Source organism: Pseudomonas sp. S37, assembly GCF_016658545.1.
Taxonomy (GTDB): domain Bacteria; phylum Pseudomonadota; class Gammaproteobacteria; order Pseudomonadales; family Pseudomonadaceae; genus Aquipseudomonas.
Genome location: NZ_JACVZC010000047.1, coordinates 14,837 through 36,524, shown reverse-complemented (window position 1 = coordinate 36,524; position 21,688 = coordinate 14,837). Strand labels below are relative to the sequence as shown.

The 21,688-nt window shown below is 63.6% G+C and carries 13 protein-coding genes; 8 read left to right on the top strand and 5 right to left on the bottom strand.

Annotated elements, in window-relative coordinates:
* Nucleotide 1: 1 nt before the first annotated feature.
* The 4 genes from msrA to aceE all read right to left on the bottom strand — a co-directional run bounded on the left by msrA (nucleotide 2) and on the right by aceE (nucleotide 8,194).
* On the bottom strand, nucleotides 2-670 hold the full coding sequence (gene msrA, locus IAE39_RS15855; RefSeq protein WP_201203998.1) for a peptide-methionine (S)-S-oxide reductase MsrA: 669 nt from the start codon (nucleotides 668-670) through the stop codon (nucleotides 2-4).
* Between the two features lie 157 nt (nucleotides 671-827).
* Nucleotides 828-3,518, bottom strand: a complete 2,691-nt coding sequence (locus tag IAE39_RS15850; RefSeq protein WP_201203995.1) for a putative bifunctional diguanylate cyclase/phosphodiesterase — start codon at nucleotides 3,516-3,518, stop codon at nucleotides 828-830.
* A 376-nt stretch (nucleotides 3,519-3,894) separates the two neighbouring features.
* Nucleotides 3,895-5,535, bottom strand: coding sequence for a dihydrolipoyllysine-residue acetyltransferase (gene aceF, locus IAE39_RS15845; RefSeq protein WP_201203994.1), 1,641 nt, complete (start codon nucleotides 5,533-5,535; stop codon nucleotides 3,895-3,897).
* Between the two features lie 13 nt (nucleotides 5,536-5,548).
* Nucleotides 5,549-8,194 carry a pyruvate dehydrogenase (acetyl-transferring), homodimeric type gene (gene aceE / locus IAE39_RS15840; protein WP_201203993.1) on the bottom strand — a complete coding sequence of 882 codons (2,646 nt, stop codon included), beginning with the start codon at nucleotides 8,192-8,194 and terminating at the stop codon, nucleotides 5,549-5,551.
* A gap of 383 nt (nucleotides 8,195-8,577) precedes the next feature.
* Between aceE and glnE the strand changes: the two genes are divergently transcribed.
* From glnE to IAE39_RS15800, 8 genes are all read left to right on the top strand, one after another.
* Nucleotides 8,578-11,511, top strand: coding sequence for a bifunctional [glutamate--ammonia ligase]-adenylyl-L-tyrosine phosphorylase/[glutamate--ammonia-ligase] adenylyltransferase (glnE, locus tag IAE39_RS15835; RefSeq protein ID WP_201203992.1), 2,934 nt, complete (start codon nucleotides 8,578-8,580; stop codon nucleotides 11,509-11,511).
* Nucleotides 11,512-11,734: 223 nt separating this feature from the next.
* On the top strand, nucleotides 11,735-12,784 hold the full coding sequence (gene waaF / locus IAE39_RS15830; RefSeq protein WP_201203991.1) for a lipopolysaccharide heptosyltransferase II: 1,050 nt from the start codon (nucleotides 11,735-11,737) through the stop codon (nucleotides 12,782-12,784).
* On the top strand, nucleotides 12,785-13,843 hold the full coding sequence (gene waaC, locus IAE39_RS15825) for a lipopolysaccharide heptosyltransferase I (protein WP_201203990.1): 1,059 nt from the start codon (nucleotides 12,785-12,787) through the stop codon (nucleotides 13,841-13,843).
* Nucleotides 13,843-14,967: a glycosyltransferase family 4 protein gene (locus IAE39_RS15820; RefSeq protein WP_201203988.1), complete on the top strand. Its 1,125-nt coding sequence runs from the start codon at nucleotides 13,843-13,845 to the stop codon at nucleotides 14,965-14,967. Before waaC ends, IAE39_RS15820 begins: the two co-directional genes overlap by 1 nt.
* Complete coding sequence (gene rfaP, locus IAE39_RS15815; protein WP_201203981.1) at nucleotides 14,964-15,770, top strand: lipopolysaccharide core heptose(I) kinase RfaP; 807 nt, start codon at nucleotides 14,964-14,966, stop codon at nucleotides 15,768-15,770. Before IAE39_RS15820 ends, rfaP begins: the two co-directional genes overlap by 4 nt.
* Nucleotides 15,770-16,504, top strand: a complete 735-nt coding sequence (locus IAE39_RS15810; RefSeq protein WP_201203979.1) for a lipopolysaccharide kinase InaA family protein — start codon at nucleotides 15,770-15,772, stop codon at nucleotides 16,502-16,504. Before rfaP ends, IAE39_RS15810 begins: the two co-directional genes overlap by 1 nt.
* Complete coding sequence (locus tag IAE39_RS15805; protein ID WP_201203977.1) at nucleotides 16,501-17,253, top strand: lipopolysaccharide kinase InaA family protein; 753 nt, start codon at nucleotides 16,501-16,503, stop codon at nucleotides 17,251-17,253. The genes IAE39_RS15810 and IAE39_RS15805 overlap by 4 nt, the downstream gene beginning before the upstream one ends.
* Nucleotides 17,253-18,695 (top strand): lipopolysaccharide kinase InaA family protein, encoded by a 1,443-nt coding sequence (locus tag IAE39_RS15800; RefSeq protein ID WP_201203975.1) that lies wholly within the window; start codon nucleotides 17,253-17,255, stop codon nucleotides 18,693-18,695. The genes IAE39_RS15805 and IAE39_RS15800 overlap by 1 nt, the downstream gene beginning before the upstream one ends.
* Here IAE39_RS15800 and IAE39_RS15795 read toward each other — a convergent pair.
* The gene (locus tag IAE39_RS15795; RefSeq protein WP_201203973.1) at nucleotides 18,656-21,685 is read right to left on the bottom strand and encodes a dermonecrotic toxin domain-containing protein; all 3,030 of its coding nucleotides are present in this window, start codon (nucleotides 21,683-21,685) and stop codon (nucleotides 18,656-18,658) included. The genes IAE39_RS15800 and IAE39_RS15795 overlap by 40 nt on opposite strands.
* Nucleotides 21,686-21,688: the final 3 nt, after the last annotated feature.

The window sequence follows — 21,688 nt, the reverse complement described above, 5'->3', positions numbered from 1 at the left end:
GTCAGTTACCTTGCAGGCTCGGTGGCAGGCACACACCGGTACCGCCGATACCGCAGTAACCGTCCGGGTTCTTGGCCAGGTACTGCTGGTGGTAGGCCTCGGCGAAGTACACGGTCGGCGCCTGGTCGATTTCGGTGGTGATCTCGCCAAAACCGGACTTTTGCAGTTCAGCCTGGTATTCGGCTTTGCTGGCCTGCGCCTCTTTCAGCTGTTCCGGGCTGGTGCAGTAGATGGCCGAGCGGTACTGGGTGCCGATGTCGTTGCCCTGGCGCATGCCCTGGGTCGGGTTGTGCAGTTCCCAGAACATTGCCAGCAGTTCGCGGTAGCTGACTTTGTCCTTGTCGAACACCACCAGCACCACTTCGGTGTGGCCGGTCAGGCCCGAGCAGACTTCTTCGTACGTGGGGTTCGGGGTGAAGCCGCCGGCGTAGCCGACCACGGTGCTGACCACACCTTCGCGTTGCCAGAAGCGGCGCTCGGCGCCCCAGAAGCAACCCAGGCCGAAGATGGCGAAGTCGATGGCGCCCTCGAAGAACGGGCCGAGCAGTGGGGTGCCTTCGAACACGTAGTGGAACTCGGGCAGGCTCATTGGCGCTTCGCGGCCAGGCAGGGCCTGTTCCGCGGTAGGCATGACGTTTTTGTTCACCAGGATTTCCGAACGCAGGACCATGGCCGTTCCTCTGTGTTTATTCAGTTGGATAGGGGGGTGGGGCCTTCGCGGGTGAACCCGCTCCCACAAGGAAATCACAGGTCCAAGGATCTGTGCGGTCCCTGTGGGAGCGGGTTTACCCGCGAAAGGGCCCGAATGGTTTCCATATTGCCCGAGGTCAGGCCACCGGTCCACGCGGATAGCGCTTCAACCGCTCAGCCAGCTCGCGCCCCGGAATTGGCCGGTCAAACAGGTACCCCTGACCCACATCACACCGGTGCCGGCGCAGGAACGCCAACTGCTCCGGCGTCTCGATGCCTTCGGCCACCACTTTCAGTTTCAGGTTATGCGCCATGGCCACCACTGCCGAGGTGATTTCCATGTCGTCCTGGTTATCCGGGATTTCATTGATGAAGCTGCGGTCGATCTTGAGGATGTCGATCGGAAACTTCTTCAGGTAGCTCAGCGACGAATAACCGGTGCCGAAGTCGTCCATGGCCAGGGTCAGGCCCAGGGCTTTCAGCTCGTCCAGCTGGCGGTGGGTGTCCTCGCTGGCCTCAAGCAGCAGGCCTTCGGTCAGCTCCAGCTCCAGCAAGTGCGGGGGCAGGCCTTCTTCCCTGAGGATGGTGCTGATCGAGGCCACCAGGTCCGGGTCGGAGAACTGCTTGGGCGACAGGTTGATGGCGACGTGCAGGTTGCCCATGCCGGCTTCCCGCAGCTCCAGGCTCATGCGGCAGGACTGGCGCACCACCCATTTGCCAATGGGGATGATCAGGCCGGTTTCTTCCGCCACGCTGATGAACTGGTCCGGGCGGATCATGCCGCGCTCGGGGTGGTTCCAGCGCAGCAGCGCCTCAAGGCCCAGCAGGCGGCCGCTGCGCAAGCACAACTTGGGCTGGTAGAACACTTCCAGCTCGTTCTGGGTCAGCGCGCGGCGCAAGTTGTTCTCGACGAACAGCTTGTAGCTGGCCTCGGCATTGAGCACTTCGGTAAACACCTGCACCTGGTGCTTGCCGTTGGCCTTGGCCTTGTGCAGCGCCAGGCCGGCGTTTTTCATGAGGCTGGCCGGGTCGGTACCGTGCAGCGGCGCGTAGGCCAGGCCCACCGAGGCGGTAACGTTGATCAGCTGGTTGTCGACGAACATCGGTTTGTCGAGCGTGCGCAGCAGCTGCATGGCAACACTCTGGCCGTCTTCCAGGCTGGTGTCATCAAGCAGCACGGCAAACTCGTTACTGGCAAAGCGCGCCAGGATGCCGCCGGTGTGCAGGCTGTTGCGCAAGCGCCGGGCCAGGCTGATCAGCAGTTTGTCGCCGGTCTGGTGGCCGAGGCTGTCGTTGATGCGCTTGAAGTTATCGATGTCTACCAGCAGCAGGCACATCGAGTTTTCGCCGTCGCGGGCAAAGCGCTCGTCGAGGCTGCGGATGAACGCCGGGCGGTTGCCCAGGTTGGTCAGGTTGTCGGTGTAGGCCAGGCGCTCGATGCGTTGCTGGGCCAGCTTGGTCTGGGTGACGTCTTCGTAGATGCCGATGTAATGCGTCAGCTCACGGTTGTCGCCGTACACCTTGGAAATCGACAGCTGGCCCCAGTACGGCTCGAGGTTCTTGCGCCGGCTCTTGAATTCGCCCTGCCAGCTGTTGCCCATGGCCAGGCTCGACGGCGAGTCGAACAGCAGCTCGCTGAGGTTTTCCAGCGCTGGCAGCTCACCGAGGTGGCGGCCTTGGACTTCATCGGTGCTGTACTGGGTGATGGCGGTAAAGCTGGGGTTGACGTACTCCACCCGGCCATCGCGGTTTACCAGCAGAAAGGCGTTGGCGCTTTGCTCGACCGCACGCTGGAACAGGTGCAGGGCACTGGCTGCTGCGCGCCGGTTATGGTTGGTGATGACCTGGGCGAACTGGTCGGCCAGTTCGCCGGCGAAGGCAATTTCATCCGACTGCCAGGCACGTGGCTGGCCGGTCTGTTCCAGGCACAGTACGCCGACGACCTGGCCATCGACGCGGATGCTGGCGTCGAGCATGGCTTTGTTTTCCGGGCGCATGCTTTGTGCCAGGGCGCGGGTGCGCGGATCGTGGCCGGCGTTGTGGGCATCGATGGCACGGCTGGCGTGCAGCGCGTCGAGGTAGTCGGGGAAGCGGCTGGCATCGATGGCTTCGGGCTGGCGGTGCTCTTGGGCGTCGCGGTACCAGGCAATGATCGGCTCCAGGCGCTGGTCTTCCAGGTGCCAGATGCTGGCGCAGTCGACCTTGTAGATTTCGCAGGCGCTCTGGGTGATCAGTTGGGCGGCTTCCAGCAGCGAGTTTTCGGCGCTGTAGCGTTGGCGGGCCAGACGCAGGATCAGGTCCTGCTGGCCGCGCACCCGCTCCAGGTGCTCGAGTTGTTCTTGCTGGGCGCGCTGGTTAAGTTGCAGGGCCAGTTGCAGGCGGTTGTTACGTGACTCCAGGTCGCTGGCATCGCTGTCGCCAGCGTCCTCGTGCTGGTCGTCGAGCACGCTCAGGTAGCCGCGCAACAGCTGGCGATTGTGTTGCTTGTAGGCTTCACCGGCCTCCAGCAGGCGCAGTGAGGTGCTGGGGGTATGCAGGGTATAGCGCACCCGGTAGTAACCGCGCTGGGCCAGTTGCTGTTGTATCTCGTCGTGCAGGCGGTAGCGTGCCTCGGGTTCCATCAGGCTGGCATAGGGCGCGTCGACCAAGGCGCACAAGTCGCCGGCTTGCAGGCCGAACTGGCGCTCGCAGGCCGGGTCCAGGTAGAGCATGGCCCAGGTGGCTTCGTTGAGCCTTTCGAAACGCAGCATGCCGAGCCGCGAGGGCACGGGTAACTGCGTGACGACCTCGGCCGCCACACGGCTGGCGGCATCGGGTTGGCTTTTCATCGAAGACTCGCTTGAAGAGGGAACGCAGCTTGGGACAGCGGCGTATCTGGCAAGGTTGCATCATGTCCCGAGGGCTGGCAAGCGGCCATGCGTGATGCTGTGTACGGGTTATCGGCTGTTTGGCCGGAATCTGAAGTTTGCCTGAAGATTTTGGGGCCGCTTTGCGGCCTGTGGGAGCGGGTTCACCTGCGAACACCGGCGCAGCCGGTGCCATATACCGGGTTGGATCGTTCGCGGGTGAACCCGCTCCCGCAGAGGGCAAAGCCCTTCCGGCTTTCTCAAGGCAAAAAAAAGCCCCGCCAAATGACGGGGTTGAGGTACGAGCGTGGCAGCTCGAAAAGGGTACTGCCCCTGCACGCAGGGGCAGTGTGCTGCCTTACAGCAGCATGGTGCGGATATCACCCAGCACGTCGCCCAGGCGCTTGGTGAAGCGCGCGGCGGCAGCGCCGTTGATCACACGGTGATCGTAGGACAGCGACAGCGGCAGCATCAGCTTCGGCTGGAAGGCCTTGCCATCCCAGACCGGCTGCATGGTCGCCTTGGACACGCCCAAAATCGCCACTTCCGGCGCGTTGACGATCGGCGTGAAGCCGGTGCCGCCAATGTGGCCGAGGCTGGAGATGGTGAAGCAAGCGCCTTGCATCTCGTCAGCCGAAAGCTTCTTGGTGCGGGCTTTTTCAGCCAGCGCCGCCGCTTCGGCAGCCAGTTGCAGCAGGCTCTTCTGGTCGACGTTCTTGATCACTGGGACCAGCAGGCCGTCCGGGGTGTCCACGGCGAAGCCGATGTTCACGTACTTCTTGCGAATGATGGCCTTGCCGCTTGGCGCCAGCGAGCTGTTGAAGTCCGGCATTTCCTTGAGCAGGAAGGCGCTGGCCTTGAGCAGCAGTGGCAGCACGGTCAGTTTCACGCCTGCCTTCTCGGCCACGGCCTTCTGCGCAACGCGGAAGGCTTCCAGCTCGGTGATGTCGGCGGAGTCGAACTGGGTCACGTGCGGCACGTTCAGCCAGCTGCGGTGCAGGTTGGCAGCACCGACCTGCATCAGGCGGGTCAGGGCCACTTCTTCCACTTCACCGAACTTGCTGAAGTCCACGGCCGGGATCGGCGGGATGCCAGCGCCGCCGGTTGCGCCAGCGGCTGCTGGTGCTTCCTTGGCCTTCTGCATCATCGCCTTGACGTAAACCTGCACGTCTTCTTTCAGGATGCGGCCGTGCGGGCCGGTAGCAGCAACAGCGCCCAGCTCGACACCGAATTCACGGGCCAGCTGACGAACAGCCGGGCCTGCGTGAACCTTGGCGTTGTTGCTGGCAGCCGGTGCGGTAGCAACCGGTGCAGGGGCAGCAGCGGGAGCGGTAGCGGCAGGTGCGGCAGCCGGAGCCGCCTCAGCCTTGGCCGGGGCAGCAGCGGCAGGTTCCGGGGCAGCAGCAGGCGCAGCGCCAGCAACCTTGAGCTTGAAGATCAGGTCGCCAGTGCCGACTTCGTCTTCCAGCTTGCACAGGACTTCTTCGACCACGCCGGCAGCCGGCGAAGGGATTTCCATGGAGGCCTTGTCAGACTCCAGGGTAATCAGCGACTGGTCGGCTTCGACGGTGTCGCCGACCTTGACCAGCACTTCGATGATCTTGGCCTTGCCCGACGAGCCGATGTCCGGCACGTGGATGTCCTGCACGCTGGCGGCAGCCGGGGCTGCGGCCGGAGCAGGTGCAGGGGCGGCTTCAGCGGCTGGCGCTGGAGCAGCAGCCGGGGCAGCAGCGGCGGCCGGTGCCTCAGGGGCCGCAGCAGCGGCGCCCTCGGCTTCCAGCACCAGCAGCTCGTCGCCTTCTTTCAGGCGGTCGCCCAGCTTGACCTTCAGTTCCTTGATGACGCCGGCCTTGGGGGCCGGGATCTCCATGGAGGCCTTGTCGGACTCCAGGGTCAGCAGGCTCTGGTCAGCCTCGATACGGTCACCGACCTTGACGAACAGCTCGATGATTTCACCTTCACCGCTGCCGATGTCAGGTACGCGAATGAGTTCGCTCACTTAAAAATACTCCTCAGCAGTCCAGTGGGTTGCGCTTGTCCGGGTCGATACCGAACTTGACGATAGCGTCTGCAACAACCTTGGGTTCGATCTCGCCACGGTCAGCCAGGGCTTCCAGGGCAGCCAGCACCACGAAGTGGCGGTCGACTTCGAAGAAGTGACGCAGCTTCTTGCGGCTGTCGCTGCGGCCGTAACCGTCGGTACCCAGGACCTTGAACTCTTTGCTCGGTACCCACTGGCGAATCTGCTCGGCGAACAGCTTCATGTAGTCGGTAGAGGCAATGACCGGGCCTTTGCGGCCGTTCAGGCACTGCTCGACGTAGGTTTCCTGTGGCTTCTGGCCAGGCTTCAGGCGGTTGGCGCGCTCTACGGCCAGGCCGTCGCGACGCAGTTCGTTGAAGCTGGTGACGCTCCACACGTCGGCACCGACGTTGAACTCTTCACGCAGGATCTTCGCCGCTTCGCGGACTTCGCGCAGGATGGTGCCGGAGCCCATCAGCTGAACGTGGTGCGCGGCTTCGCGGGTGTCTTCTTCGAGCAGGTACATGCCCTTGATGATGCCTTCCTCGACACCGGCCGGCATGGCTGGCTGCTGGTAGGATTCGTTCATCACGGTGATGTAGTAGAAGATGTCCTGTTGCTCTTCGGTCATCTTCTTCATGCCGTCCTGGATGATCACCGCCAGCTCGTAGCCGTAGGTTGGATCGTAGGTGCGGCAGTTCGGGATGGTGCCCGCCATCATGTGGCTGTGACCGTCTTCGTGCTGCAGGCCTTCACCGTTCAGGGTGGTACGGCCGGCGGTACCGCCGATCAGGAAACCACGGGTGCGGCTGTCGCCAGCGGCCCAGGCCAGGTCGCCAATGCGCTGGAAGCCGAACATCGAGTAGAAGATGTAGAACGGCAGCATCGGCTGGTTGTGGCAGCTGTACGAGGTACCGGCAGCGATGAACGACGACATGGCGCCGGCTTCGTTGATGCCTTCCTCGAGGATCTGGCCCTTCTTGTCTTCGCGGTAGAACATCACCTGGTCTTTATCGACTGGCTCGTAGAGCTGGCCGACCGACGAGTAGATGCCCAGCTGGCGGAACATGCCTTCCATACCGAAGGTACGGGCTTCGTCCGGGATGATCGGGACGATGCGCTGGCCGATGTCCTTGTCCTTGACCAGCTGCGCCAGAATACGCACGAAGGCCATGGTGGTGGAGATTTCGCGGTCGCCCGAGCCGTCCAGGATCGCTTTCAGCGTTTCCAGTGGTGGCGTTGGCACGCTGAAGCTCTTGGCGCGGCGCTGAGGCACGAAACCGCCCAGGGCAGCACGGCGCTCGGCCAGGTACTTGGCTTCGGCAGAACCTTCTTCCGGCTTGAAGAACGGCAGGTTCTCAAGGTCGGCATCCTTGACCGGGATGTCGAAGCGGTCACGGAAGTGACGCAGGCTGTCGACGTCGACCTTCTTGGTGTTGTGCGCGGTGTTCTTGGCTTCGCCGGCACCGGTACCGTAACCCTTGATGGTCTTGGCCAGGATGACGGTTGGCTGCTCTTTGTGGTTCACAGCCTGGTGGTATGCCGCGTAGACCTTGTACGGGTCGTGGCCGCCACGGTTGAGCTTCCAGATCTCGTCGTCGGACAGGTCTTCGACCATGGCCTTGAGCTCTGGGGTGTTGAAGAAGTTTTCACGAACGTACGCGCCGTCTTTGGCTTTGTAGTTCTGGTACTCGCCGTCGATGACTTCGTCCATGCGGCGCTGCAGGGCACCGTTGGTGTCCTTGGCCAGCAGTGGGTCCCAGAAACGGCCCCAGACGACTTTGTTGACGTTCCAGCCACCGCCACGGAACACGCCTTCGAGTTCCTGGATGATCTTGCCGTTGCCGCGAACCGGGCCGTCGAGGCGCTGCAGGTTGCAGTTGATGACGAAGATCAGGTTGTCCAGCTTCTCGCGGCCGGCCAGGGCGATTGCGCCCAGGGATTCCGGCTCGTCGCACTCGCCGTCGCCCATGAAGCACCAGACTTTCTGCTTGCCGGCCGGGATGAAGCCGCGCGCTTCCAGGTACTTCATGAAGCGTGCCTGGTAGATGGCCTGGATCGGGCCCAGACCCATCGAAACGGTCGGGAACTGCCAGAAGTCAGGCATCAGCCAAGGGTGCGGGTACGAAGACAGGCCGTTGCCGTCCACTTCCTGACGGAAGTTGTTCATCTGGTCTTCGCTGATGCGGCCTTCCATGAAGGCACGGGCGTAGACGCCTGGCGAAGCGTGGCCCTGGAAGAACACCAGGTCGCCGCCGTGTTCTTCGGTCGGGGCCTGGAAGAAGTAGTTGAAGCCGATGTCGTACAGGGTGGCACTGGAGGCGAAGCTGGAGATGTGTCCGCCCAGGTCCGAGTCTTTCAGGTTGGTGCGCATGACCATGGCCAGGGCGTTCCAACGCACCATCGAGCGAATGCGGCGTTCCATGAACAGGTCGCCAGGCATGCGTGCTTCGTGGGTGACAGGGATGGTGTTGCGGTATGGCGTGGTGATCGCATACGGCAGCTGGGAGCCACTGCGGGTGGCCAGCTCGCCCATACGGGTCATCAGGTAATGAGCGCGGTCTTCGCCTTCTTTGTCGAGGACCGACTCCAGGGCATCCAGCCATTCCTGGGTTTCGATTGGATCGAGGTCTTGCATGGCTTGCTCCAGGGCGGAAAGGCAACCAGAATCGATTGCCTGAGATTGCGACTGGCCTTATGGGCAGACGTCGTGAATTCTTGGATTACCGGGGTGTCTTCCGGCGCGTTGTAGTTTTACTACATTTGCTTTCGCATTTCATGCTTTTACACGACATGAGTAGTAGTAAAACTACATCTATGCGACGTTTGGTCGCACCTTCGCTTGTGAGGAAAAACGTTCATGTTGGTTGGCATTGTGTCGCGAACGGGTGGTTCTTGATGTTTGTTGCCAATATTCCGTTTTTTTCAGCTATTTCCAACTTTTGTACGACAGTCCAACCGTGGTCCGGCTTTCCCTTGGCCGCTTTTTCCCCTCTATTTCACGCCGATCAAGGATAGACCATGCGCCTACCTTTGCCTTCCGATCTGCCCGTCACCCTGCAGCCACTGGTCGTTCGCAACCAGCAATTCATCAGCGATGCCGTGGCTGCCCACCCCGAACTTGACCTGAAGGCCTGGAGCCCGGTTCATCGGCAACAGTTCGATCAGGTTGCCGCCGCCAGCGACTTCGTTCTGGGTGTGGCCCAGCGCGACCCGGCCATGCTGTTTGCCCTGCTGGCCAGCGGCGAGCTGGAGCGACGTTACGCCCCGGGTGAGCTGCGCGGGCAAATTGCCGAGGCTGCACAGGCGGCGCAAAGCGAAGACGAACTGGCGCGCAACCTGCGCCGCGCACGCAACCGTCAACAGGTGCGCATCATCTGGCGCGACATCACCCGCCAGGCCGAACTGGGCGAAACCTGCCGTGACCTGTCGGACCTTGCCGATGCTTCCATCGACGAAGCCTACCAATGGTTGTACCCGCGCCATTGCCAGCAGTTCGGCACGCCCATCGGCAACCGCAGCGGCCAGCCGCAGCCCATGGTGGTGCTGGGCATGGGCAAGCTGGGCGCGGTGGAGCTGAACCTGTCGTCGGATATCGACCTCATCTTTGGTTTCCCCGAAGGCGGTGAAACCGAAGGGGTGAAGCGTTCGCTGGACAACCAGGAGTTCTTCACCCGCTTGGGCCAACGGTTGATCAAGGCGCTGGACCCGGTGACCGTCGACGGCTTTGTGTTCCGCGTCGACATGCGCCTGCGCCCGTACGGCTCGGCCGGCGCGCTGGTGCTCAGCTTCAATGCCCTGGAGCAGTACTACCAGGACCAGGGCCGCGACTGGGAACGCTACGCAATGATCAAGGCGCGGGTGGTGGCCGGCGACCAGGCGGCCGGCGCGCAGTTGCAGGAGATGCTGCGCCCGTTCGTCTACCGCCGTTACCTGGATTTTTCCGCGATCGAAGCGCTGCGCACCATGAAGCAGCTGATCCAGCAGGAAGTGCGGCGCAAGGGCATGGCCGACAACATCAAGCTGGGTGCCGGTGGCATCCGCGAGGTCGAGTTCATCGCCCAGGCCTTCCAGCTGATCCACGGCGGGCGTGACCTCAGCCTGCAGCAAAGGCCGCTGCTCAAGGTGCTGGCGACCCTGGAGGGCCAGGGCTACCTGCCGCCGGCGGTGGTGGCTGAGTTGCGCGAGGGCTATGAGTTCCTGCGTTACACCGAGCACGCCATCCAGGCCATCGCTGACCGCCAGACACAGATGCTGCCCGAGGACGAAACCGACCAGGCGCGGGTGGCCTACATCCTTGGCTTTGCCGACTGGCAGAGCTTCCACGACCAGCTGATGTACTGGCGTGGCCGGATCGACTGGCACTTCCGCCAGGTGATCGCCGATCCGGATGATGAAGACGGCGAAGGTGAACTGGTGGTGGGCGGTGAATGGTCGCCGCTGTGGGAGCAGGCCCAGGACGAGGAGGCCGCCGGCCGCCAGCTGGAGGAGGCCGGCTTCAAGGCGCCCGTCGAAGCCCTGCGGCGCCTGGCTGCACTGCGCTCCAGCCCGCAACTGCGCTCGATGCAGCGCATTGGCCGTGAACGCCTGGATGCTTTTATCCCGCGGTTGCTGGCGCAGGCGGTGGAGCATGACAACCCCGACCTGGTGCTTGAACGTGTGTTGCCGCTGGTCGAGGCGGTGGCGCGGCGTTCGGCTTACCTGGTGCTGCTGACCGAAAACCCAGGGGCTTTGCGCCGCCTGCTCACCTTGTGCGCCGCCAGCCCATGGATTGCCGAGCAGATGGCCCGCTACCCGCTGCTGCTCGACGAACTGCTCAATGAAGGCCGCCTGTTCAGCCCGCCACTGGCGCCAGAGCTGGCCAGCGAGCTGCGCGAGCGCCTGACGCGCATCCCCGAGGACGACCTGGAACAACAGATGGAGGCGCTGCGCCACTTCAAGCTGGCCCACAGCCTGCGCGTGGCAGCCTCGGAAATCAGCGGCAACCTGCCGTTGATGAAAGTCAGCGACTACCTGACCTGGCTGGCCGAAGCCATCCTCGACCAGGTACTGGCGCTGGCCTGGCGCCAGACCGTGGCCCGCCACGGCCAGCCCAAGCGCAGCGACGGCAGCCTGTGCGACCCGGGGTTCATCATTATTGGCTACGGCAAGGTGGGTGGCCTGGAGCTGGGCCACGGTTCGGACCTGGACCTGGTATTCATCCACGACGGCGACCCGCAGGCGGAAACCGACGGCGCCAAGCCGATCGATAGCGCGCAGTTCTTCACCCGCCTGGGCCAGCGCATCATCCACCTGCTGACTACCCAGACCAACTCGGGCCAGCTGTACGACGTGGATATGCGCCTGCGCCCGTCCGGCGCTTCAGGCCTGCTGGTCAGCTCGCTGGGCGCGTTCGAGCGTTACCAGCAGAACGAAGCCTGGACCTGGGAGCATCAGGCCCTGGTACGCGCCCGGGTGCTGGTGGGCTGCAAGCAGGTGGGCGCGGCGTTCGAAGGGGTACGGGCCAAGGTGCTGGGCCAGGCCCGCGACCTGGAAAAACTGCGCAGCGAAGTGAGTGAAATGCGCGCCAAGATGCGCGACAACCTCGGCACCAAGGCTACCGCTGCCGGCACGGCCGCCAACGCCTTCGAGGCCGGTGTGCCGTTCGATATCAAGCAGGATGCCGGCGGTATCGTCGATATCGAATTTATGGTGCAATACGCCGCTTTGGCCTGGTCCCATGACCACCCGGCCATACTCCGATGGACCGATAACATCCGCATTCTGGAAGAGCTGGAGCAGGCAGGTTTGATGCCGGCCAGTGACGCGGTGCTGTTGCGTGAAGTGTACAAGGCGTTCCGCTCGGCCTCGCACCGCCAGGCCTTGCAGAAGCAGGCCGGGGTGATCGATGCGGCACAGTTTGCCGATGAACGCCTTGAAGTGCGGCGGATCTGGGGTGAGCTTGGCCTCACCTGAAGGCCCCGCCAGCCCTGTGGGAGCGGGTTCACCCGCGAACACCGGCGAAGCCGGTGCCATGCACCGCGTCGTCTTCTTCGCGGGTGAACCCGCTCCCACAAGGGCTGCGATCAGCCATGGATTTGCCTGAGTGGTACACTGTCCGCCACATAGCCTGAATATAAAGAGGGGAGGCCAGGCTGTACCGCAGTCTGTAGCCTCCCCGAGCGTTTCTGGACTAAGCATGAGAATACTGATCATTGGCCCCAGCTGGGTCGGCGACATGGTGATGGCGCAGACCTTGTTCCAGTGCCTGAAACAGCAGCACCCCGACTGCGTGATCGACGTGCTGGCGCCCGAGTGGAGCCGGCCGATACTCGAACGCATGCCCGAAGTGCGCCAGGCCTTGAGCTTCCCGCTCGGCCACGGCGCGCTGGAGCTGGCCACGCGACGGCGCATCGGCAAGTCCCTGGCCGGCCAGTACGACCAGGCCATCCTGCTGCCCAACTCGCTGAAGTCGGCCCTGGTGCCGTTCTTCGCCGGCATCCCCAAACGCACCGGCTGGCGCGGCGAAATGCGCTTCGGCCTGCTAAACGACGTGCGCAAGCTGGACAAGGCCCGCTACCCGCTGATGATCGAGCGCTTCATGGCCCTGGCCTACGCGCCCGGTGCCGAGCTGCCGCAGCCGTATTCGCGCCCCAGCCTGCAGATCGAAGCGCAAAGCCGCGAAGCTGCCCTGGCCAAGTTCGGCCTGGAGCTGGACCGCCCGGTACTGGCGCTGTGCCCCGGTGCCGAGTTCGGCGAAGCCAAGCGCTGGCCGGCCGAGCACTATGCCGCCGTGGCCGATGCGATGATCCGCCAAGGCTGGCAGGTGTGGCTGTTCGGCTCGAAGAACGACCACCCGGTCGGCGAGCAGATCCGCGACCGGCTGATCCCGGGGTTCCGTGAAGAATCGTCCAACCTGGCGGGTGAAACCTCGCTGGCCGAGGCCATCGACCTGATGTCCTGCGCGCATGCCGTGGTGTCCAACGACTCCGGGCTGATGCACGTAGCCGCCGCGCTGAACCGCCCGCTGGTCGCGGTGTACGGTTCCACTTCGCCAGGCTTCACGCCGCCGCTGGCCGAGCAGGTGGAAGTGGTGCGCACCGGTATCGAGTGCAGCCCGTGCTTTGACCGTACCTGCCGCTTTGGCCACTACAACTGCCTGCGCCTGCTGGAGCCGGGCAAAGTCATCGCCGCCCTGCACAGCCTGAGTGGGCCGGACCTGATCGATACCGTGGCCGAGGTCGACTAAGTGCGGGTACTGATCATCAAGACTTCGTCGCTGGGTGATGTGATCCACACCCTGCCGGCGCTTACCGATGCCGCCCATGCCATCCCGGGTATCCGTTTCGACTGGGTGGTGGAAGAAGGCTTTGCCGAAATCCCCAGCTGGCACCCGGCGGTCGATCAGGTTATCCCGGTGGCTATCCGCCGCTGGCGCAAGAACCTCTGGCAAACCATCAAGAGTGGCGAGTGGCGGGCGTTCAAGAAGCGTGTGCGCGAGCGCAAGTACGACCTGGTCATCGACGCCCAGGGCCTGGTCAAGTCGGCCTGGCTGACCCGCTACGTGAAGGCCCCGGTGGCCGGCCTGGACCGCTACTCGGCCCGCGAAGGCTGGGCCAGCCGCTTCTATGACCGGCCGCTGTCGGTGGCCACCGGGCAACACGCGGTAGAGCGGGTGCGCCAGCTGTTCGCCATGGCCCTGGCCTACGACCTGCCGGAAGGCATCGGCAACTACGGCCTGGACCTCGACCGCCTGCAACTGCCGCCGGCTGCACCCTATGTGGTGTTCCTGCATGGCACCACCTGGGCAACCAAGCACTGGCCTGAAGCTTATTGGCGCGAGCTGGCCGAGCGCATGGGCCGGCGCAAGCTGGAAGTGCGCCTGCCGTGGGGCAACCCGGCCGAGAAGGCGCGGGCCGAGCGCATTGCCCAGGGCTTGAACAACTGCCAGGTGCTCCCCAAATTGAACCTTGCCGGCGTCGCACGCGTATTGGCGGCGGCAAAAGCCTGCGTGGCGGTCGATACCGGCCTTGGCCACCTGGCGGCGGCACTCGATGTGCCGACCATTTCGCTGTTTGGCCCGACCAACCCGGGCCTGACTGGCGCCTACGGACGGACCCAGATTCACCAGGCCAGTGACTGGCCTTGCGCTCCCTGCCTGCAGAAGAAGTGCACCTATAAACCGAGCGCCGATGACCTGGCCCGGTTTGATCTGAAACGCGAGTGGCCGCTGTGCTTCACTCGCCTGAATCCCGAGCATGTGGCGAGCCGCTTGAGCGCGTTGCTGCTGGCTGAGGATGTCCGTTGATGCAACTGGCTTTCGTGCTTTACAAATATTTCCCCTTCGGCGGGCTGCAGCGCGACTTCATGCGCATTGCCCTGGAATGCCAGAAGCGGGGCCACCAGATCCGTGTCTACACGCTGATCTGGGAGGGTGACATTCCGCCGGGCTTCGAGGTGCTGGTGGCGCCGGTGAAGGCGATCTTCAACCACCGCCGCAACGAGAAGCTCAGCGCCTGGATGGCGGCCGACCTGGCCAAACGCCCGGTAGACCGCCTGATCGGCTTCAACAAGATGCCGGGGCTGGACGTGTACTACGCCGCCGACGGCTGCTTCGAAGACAAGGCGCAAACCCTGCGTGGTGGCCTGTACCGCCGCTGGGGCCGCTACCGGCACTTTGCCGAGTACGAGCGTGCGGTGTTCGCCAAAGATGCGCATACCGAAGTGCTGATGATTTCCGAAGTACAGCAGCCGCTGTTCATCAAGCACTATGGCACCCCGCAAGAGCGCTTCCACCTGCTGCCACCGGGTATTTCCCAGGACCGCCGCGCGCCGGCCAACGCCGCCGAAATCCGCGCCGAGTTCCGCAAGGAATTCAACCTGGGTGATGACGACCTTTTGCTGGTGCAGATTGGTTCGGGCTTCAAGACCAAGGGTGTGGACCGCAGCCTCAAGGCCCTGGCCGCGCTGCCGTCGGCCCTGCGCAAGCGTACCAGATTGATGGTGATCGGCCAGGACGACCCCAAGGTGTTCCAGCTGCAAAGCGCGACGTTGGGCCTGGGCGACCAGGTGCAGTTCCTCAAGGGGCGCAGCGATATCCCGCGCTTCCTGCTGGGCGCCGACCTGTTGATTCACCCGGCCTACAACGAGAACACCGGTACGGTGCTGCTCGAAGCGCTGGTGGCCGGCTTGCCGGTGCTGGTGTCCAAGGTGTGCGGCTACGCGCATTACATTGCCGAGGCCGACAGTGGCCTGGTGCTGGACGAGCCGTTCGAACAAGAGCAGCTCAACGGCTACCTGCAGCGCATGCTCGAAGACCCGCAGGCCCGTGCAAGCTGGTCGCGCAACGGCCTGGCATTTGCTGAAACCGCTGATCTGTACAGCATGCCGCAGCATGCTGCCGACGTGATCCTGGGGCAGAAAACCGCATGAAGCTGATACTGGCCGAACCCTTCAAACGCCTGTGGGCCGGGCGTGATGCCTTCGACGCCGTAGAGGCGCTGCAAGGCGAGGTCTATCGCGAACTGGAAGGGCGCCGCACGCTGCGCACCGAGGTGGCTGGCGAGGGCTTTTTCGTCAAGATCCACCGCGGCATTGGCTGGGGCGAGATCTTCAAGAACCTGTTCACCGCCAAGCTGCCGGTGCTCGGCGCCGGCCAGGAATGGCAGGCCATCCAGCGCCTGCATGAGGTGGGCGTGCCGACCATGACCGCAGTTGCCTACGGCGAGCGCGGCAGCAACCCGGCCACGCAGCACTCGTTCATCATCACCGAGGAGCTGGCGCCGACCATCAGCCTGGAAGACTTCAGCATCGACTGGGTCAAACAGCCGCCCGAGCCGCGCCTGAAGCGTGCGCTGATCGCCGAGGTGGCGAAGATGACCGGCGGCATGCACCGCGCCGGGGTCAACCACCGCGACTGCTACATCTGCCACTTCCTGCTGCACACTGACCGCCCGGTGACGGCGGATGACTTCAAACTGTCGGTGATCGACCTGCACCGCGCGCAAACCCGAGCCAAAATCAGCCGTCGCTGGCGCGACAAGGACCTGGCAGCGCTGTATTTCTCGGCGCTGGACATCGGCCTTACCCAGCGCGACAAGCTGCGTTTCCTGCGCGGTTACTTCCAGCGCCCGCTGCGGCAAATCCTCAAGGACGAAGCCGCGCTGCTCGCCTGGCTGGAGCGCAAGGCGCAGAAACTCTACGACCGCAAGCAACGCTATGGGGATGCACTCTGATGGCGAGTTGGACACTGGCGCCGGGTTATCAACACCTGGCGGCGGACTTCGGCAGCCTCGATGCGGTATTTGCCATTCAAGGCGAACGCCTGACCCGCGACCCGCTGAGCGAGGTGGTGCGCATCGAGCGTGACGGGGTCAACTACTACGTCAAACGCTACACCGGTGCCGGCAAGCACATGCGCCGCTACCTGGGCCGGCCACGCATCAAGGCCGAATGGCAGAACCTCAAGCAGTTCGCCAAGTGGGGCATCCCCACCGCTGAAGTGGTGGCCTGGGGGCTTGAGCGCAATGGCCTGGCGTTTGGCCGCGGGGCGATGATCACCCGCGAGTTGCCCAACACTGAAGACTTGTCGGCACTGGCCGAGCGTAACGATGCGCGCCTGGCCGACCGCGCCTGGGTCGACCATATCAGCCGTCAGCTGGCCCACCATACCCGGGTGATGCACGAACACCGCTTTGCCCATAACGACCTGAAGTGGCGCAACCTGCTGGTCGATGACCAGGGCACGCTATTCTTCATCGACTGCCCCACCGGCGACTTCTGGCGCGGCTTCATGTGGCGGCACCGGATGATCAAGGACCTGGCGTGCCTGGACAAGGTGGCCAAGTATCACCTGTCGGCCACCCAGCGCCTGCGCTTCTACCTGCAATACCGTGGCCGCGACCGGCTGAATGTGCGCGACAAGAAGCGCATTCGCCAGGTACTGGGCTTTTTCGAGGGAAGGGAATGACCGATTACCTGGCCAGCGCAGACCTCGCGCTGCTCAAACGCCATGGCCTGGACGACTTCGAGGCGCTGTGGGCGTTGCAACTGGACGCTGTGGACGAACCGAATACCGGCCGGGGAGGCTGGAGCAGCGTGTTCCGCCTTGAGCTGGAAGGCAAGGGCTACTACCTCAAGCGCCAGAGCGACTACCTGACCCGCACCCTGCACCGGCCGTTGGGCGAGCCGACCTTCGCCCGTGAATTCCGCAACATCAGCCGTTACCAGAAGCTGCACATCCCGGCCTTGCAGGCGGTGTTCTATGGTGAGCGCAAGCAAGGCGGCAAACACCGGGCCATCCTGATGACCCGTGCACTGGACGAGTGGGCCGACCTCGACAGCCTGCTGGCGCAATGGTCGCAGCTGGGTGACGCCGAACGCATGGGCATCCTGCAGGCCTGCGGCCTGCTGGCGCGTACCCTGCACAGCGCTGGCCAGGTGCACGGCTGCTTTTACCCCAAGCACATCTTCCTGCGCCAACGCCGCGAGGGTTGGGATGCGCAATTGATCGACCTGGAGAAGACCCGGCCGCTGCTGTTCGGCATGCGTGACCGGCTCAAGGACCTGGAGCCGCTGTTGCGCCGCGCCCAGGCCTGGAGCGAACAGGATGTGCGGACCTTGCTGGCCACTTACCTGGCGCAGCCGGCCGACGGCTCGCTGGTCAATACCTGGCTGCAACGCCTGACGCAACGCCGTCGTGAAAAAGAGGCCCGCTGATGCGTTTGTCTGAACTGAAGGATGCCGGGCGCAGCCCGTCGTTACCGTTGAGCATTACCTTGGCCGATGCCGCCGGCAGCGCCGACCTGCAACTGCTCAGCCTGCTGCGTGTGCTGCCGGGCCAGCGCTATGTTGGCGCCGGCGTGTGGCGCGGCACCCCGGTGCTGGCCAAACTGCTGGTCGGTAGCAATGCTGCCCGGCATTTCCAGCGTGAACTGCAGGGCGTGAAGCTGTTGGCCGAGCAGGGCCTGACCACGCCAAAACTGCTGGCCGACGGCCTCAAGGAAGGCGAGGGCGGCTGGCTGCTGTTCGAGTTCCTCGACGGTGCCGAAAGCCTGGCGGACGCCTGGGCCGCTGTGGAAAACCTGCCGGTGCTGGCCGACGAACAGCACCTGGTGCTGGGTGAAGCGCTGACTGCCGTGGCGCACATGCATGCCCAGGGCCTGTGGCAGGAAGACCTGCACCTGGACAACCTGCTGCGCCACGGCGGCAAGCTGTACCTGATCGACGGCGCCGGCATCAAGGCCGAAACGCCTGGCCAGCAGCTGTCGCGCCCGCGTGTGCTGGAGAACCTTGGGGTGTTCTTCGCCCAGTTGCCCAAGCGCCTGGAGCCGTTCATCGAAGAGCTGCTGGTGCATTACCTGCTGGCCAATGCCGAGCACGCGCTGCCGCTGGAAGCCTTGCAGAAGCAGGTGGACAAGGTGCGCAGCTGGCGGCAGAAGGACTATCTGGAAAAGGCTGGGCGCGAGTGCAGCCTGTTCAGTGTCGAACGCAACCTTTCAGGCTTGCGGGCGATTCGCCGGAGCGAGCTAGGCGCCATGCTGCCGGTGCTGGAGCAGGCCGATGCCTTGATCGACCAGGGCCACCTGTACAAAACCGGTGGCGCTGCCAGCGTGGCGCGCATCGAGGTGAATGGCCGCCAACTGGTGCTCAAACGCTACAACATCAAGAACACCGCACATTGGTTCAAGCGCTTCTGGCGCCCGAGCCGGGCCTGGCATTCGTGGATCGAAGGGCACCGCCTGGAGTTCCTCGGCATCGCCACGCCGCGCCCGCTGGCGGTGCTGGAACAACGGGTGATGGGCCTTCGCAGCCGCGCTTATCTGGTTACCGAGTACGTCGATGGCCCGGACCTGACCGCATGCTTTGCGCCCTACGTGGAAAATGGTGATGCACCTGAAGAACAGGTCGATGCCTTGGTGCATGTCATGCAGCAGCTGATTCGCGAGCGCATCAGCCATGGCGATTTCAAGGGCCACAACCTGTTCTGGGATAACGGCCAGTGGTCGCTGATCGACCTTGACGCCATGTGCCAGCATGCCACCCAGCTCAGCTTTGCCCCAGCCTACGCCCGTGACCGGGCGCGGCTGTTGCGCAACTGGCCGAGCGGCAGTGCCCTGCATCAGCGGCTGGACCGGCTGCTGCCCAGACTTGCCGAATAATCCGCAGGCAGCGCCAGCCAGTCGCTACTGCGCCCTGGCTGGCGTACCCGGATTTGCCATTGACCTTCTTGCCGACGCAGCACTGCCCAGATCGGTACATGGGTTTGCATGTACTCAGGGATGGCAAGGTGGAAATGCCCTGCCAGAGGGTGGTGCCGCACATTTACCTGCTGATTGCCCAGTTGTAGAAACGGCATGCTATGCGCTTCGAACACGTCTGGCTCTGCGGGGACCGCTGAGCCGCTGAGGGGTGTGTCCGGTTGGCACGCACCCAGCAATTGTTTCAGATCGGGCAGGCCGTCGTACCAGAGCAGTGGAGAGTCCACCACCCAGCCACCGTCAAGGCGGCGTTTGATGGGCAGCTTGAGGTAGGCGAGCGGTTGACTTGGGTCGGTTGCGCGCCAGCGGCTGCCATCGAAGCTGACGTTGAAGTACCGGCCGTGCAAGTCCTTGACGTAGTACAGGGATAAACCCGGGCTGGTGGAAGCCAGCTCGTACACCGCTTCGCCGTGCGCCCCATCGATTCGATAACGTATCCTGGCCTCGGGTGGCCTGGCCTGGTAGCGGGACGGCAGTGGTACGGAAGGTGGCGTGGGCATGCCGCGCATCACACGCCGCATCATGCCGGAGCCTGCCAACGTGTTCAGCCCTTCGGTGGCATGACTAAGGGCGGCGATGGCGTGATGAAGCGCGCCTTCGTGGTCATCCTCGTTGAACGCTTCGAAACCATCCCAGATCGAGATACCCATGCGCCCGAAGGCCAGCGCGATGAGTTGGCGTTGGGGCAGGACCAGGGTCACGATGTCGAGCAACAATCGCAGTACGTTGATCGAGAATGTACCAAGCAATTCCTCGTTACTGCGGGTGGCAGCGTCAGTTTGCGCCAGCAGGCTCTGGACTTCTGCGCGGTAGGCTGCGTGGTAAAGGTTACCGGTGATGGTCTGCTGTCGTACGTGTGGACCCAGGCGTCCCTTGACCAGGAGTTTCTCGATCTTGTTGCGGTTGGCAAGGGGAAGGCGCTGGGCGACGTAACTGCGCAGGCGCTCATCGTTGCGTATCGCACGTATCAGCCCACGTGCGTTGGCATATTCACGCCAGTAGCGGCGGTCGGGAGCGTCTGGGCTATACACTACAATGCGCTTGGAGTTCAGGGGCGATACCAGCAACAGCACGCCTTGTAACGTCTGCTCCTGAATGAGCAACTGCTGTACGTCCACGCGCTGCTCGTTGTTGAAGTAAGGGCGCGCCTGGCTGTCGGGGGCGTTGATCACTGTGCTGGCCCAGCCGTAGCCCTGCTCGATGGTATCCACAAGAAAATGGCCGGCGTAACGCCCCTTGACGGCTTCGGCGTTCATGCGGGTGCGGTTCAGCTCCCCGTGCGCCCACTGCCGCCACTCGCCTTCGGGTGAAGCGAGCAACTGGGTACGCAGATAAGCCTGATAGCCGGTTCCAGCATTCAGGCGCCGTACCATCTGCCTGACCCTTGACGGCGTAAGGGCAGGCAACGCTTCGCCATCGCCCAGGTGCACCTTTGCCGTGAGCCAGTAGTCAACTTCGAACCAGGCGATGTTCAACAGCGCCAGTTCGTCGAGCCTATAGGTGTGCCGGACAAATTCAATGGTGTCGCCCACGATAGGCCTGCTGGCTACGGGGATGTAACCCGTGGCGCCCGCGGTAGGGAGCGGATTGATCAGGGGGCCTATCTGGCGCGCAACCGTTACGCTGACAAAGATGTCGCGAGGGTGGATATCCAGGCCTGGGTCACGTTGAAGGTATTCCTGCAGCCTCTCGCTTACCCAATTCAGCAGCGAGTGTTGCTGGTTGAACTGCCCCAGCGTGAGAATCCCGGGTGCCGCCGCACCCTGGATGGCTGCCACCTGTTGCTGCAACGCCTGCATGATATGCGTCACGCCTTGTTGTGAGGTGGTGCGCAACCAGTTGGGCAGGTGCTTTTCCAGCAGCAGCCCGTAGCGGTTGGCGAGCGGGCCAACAGTGCCGACCTGCGTGCGTATGTCCAGCGCTTCGGCCAATGCCTTGTCGAGCTGCTCGACGTTGCGTTGCAGGCCTTGTTTCCAACTGTGGTGCCAGGCATGGGTCAGGCGTGCCAGCTGGGCGTCGCGGATGGCAAATGCCTGAAACTGCACCAACTCCTCGGGGTACCAGTCATAGCGCAGCTGCTCGGCCTGACGAGCGCGCTGCTGCTGCTCGGGGGTAGCCAGCAATGCCAGCAGATGCTCGCTTTGTTGCGGGTCCTCCAAGCGTTCACAAAGCTCTTTATGCAGCTCGGCAAGGCTGTCAAAGGCCTCCACACCGTGCGCCACACTACAGAGAAGCGTACGCCCGACTTTGCTTTGCTGATCCAGCAACTGGCCTTCCGGGCCGTGCTCAGTGAGTACCATGAACCCGGGTATATGGCTGCGCCAGTTGGGTTCGGTAGCCGTCAGCAAAGGGCGATAGAGCTGGGGGCGTGAATGCAGCGGCAAATGCCTGCGCTGCCAGGGCAGCGGCAGTTCCAGACAGGTTCTGAGCAACTGGATGTGTTCGCTGGAGAGCGTCTGGTCAGTGCTGCGCAAGCGCATTTCGGCGTCGAACTGGTCACTGCGCAGCGAGGCCAGCCGCACCACGCGGGTAAGGCCTGTGGCGTCGCGTGCTTGCCAATCGGCGGCCAGCCTGGCGTGGAGTTCCTGGCGAAGGGTGCGGCAGAAGCTGTCAATGCGTGAACTGAAGCCAATGGGCAGGCTCAGGGCCTGATACCCGATGTGGCTTGGCTGGCTTCCTGCGGGCAGCTTGAAGGTGCCACCGTCGAACAGGTGCAAACCTGTCAGCGTCAGTAGGTCATAGGTGCCGAAATAGAGCGTGCGTGCGGTAATGCCGAGGCCCGGGAACAGCTGCCCCAGGCACTCGTCCAGGCCTTTCTCTACACTGCCAGCCACCGGCAGCAGTGCGGTAAGGCGTTCATCCAGCGCTCGAAAGCGTTGTGGTGTGGTCATGGT

What these genes read in the sequence shown, in the direction of transcription:
- msrA (WP_201203998.1), bottom strand. Translation starts at nt 670, where the DNA reads ATGGTCCTGCGTTCGGAAATCCTGGTGAACAAAAACGTCATGCCTACC.
- IAE39_RS15850 (WP_201203995.1), bottom strand. Translation starts at nt 3,518, where the DNA reads ATGAAAAGCCAACCCGATGCCGCCAGCCGTGTGGCGGCCGAGGTCGTC.
- aceE (WP_201203993.1), bottom strand. Translation starts at nt 8,194, where the DNA reads ATGCAAGACCTCGATCCAATCGAAACCCAGGAATGGCTGGATGCCCTG.
- glnE (WP_201203992.1), top strand. Translation starts at nt 8,578, where the DNA reads ATGCGCCTACCTTTGCCTTCCGATCTGCCCGTCACCCTGCAGCCACTG.
- waaF (WP_201203991.1), top strand. Translation starts at nt 11,735, where the DNA reads ATGAGAATACTGATCATTGGCCCCAGCTGGGTCGGCGACATGGTGATG.
- IAE39_RS15820 (WP_201203988.1), top strand. Translation starts at nt 13,843, where the DNA reads ATGCAACTGGCTTTCGTGCTTTACAAATATTTCCCCTTCGGCGGGCTG.
- rfaP (WP_201203981.1), top strand. Translation starts at nt 14,964, where the DNA reads ATGAAGCTGATACTGGCCGAACCCTTCAAACGCCTGTGGGCCGGGCGT.
- IAE39_RS15810 (WP_201203979.1), top strand. Translation starts at nt 15,770, where the DNA reads ATGGCGAGTTGGACACTGGCGCCGGGTTATCAACACCTGGCGGCGGAC.
- IAE39_RS15805 (WP_201203977.1), top strand. Translation starts at nt 16,501, where the DNA reads ATGACCGATTACCTGGCCAGCGCAGACCTCGCGCTGCTCAAACGCCAT.
- IAE39_RS15800 (WP_201203975.1), top strand. Translation starts at nt 17,253, where the DNA reads ATGCGTTTGTCTGAACTGAAGGATGCCGGGCGCAGCCCGTCGTTACCG.
- IAE39_RS15795 (WP_201203973.1), bottom strand. Translation starts at nt 21,685, where the DNA reads ATGACCACACCACAACGCTTTCGAGCGCTGGATGAACGCCTTACCGCA.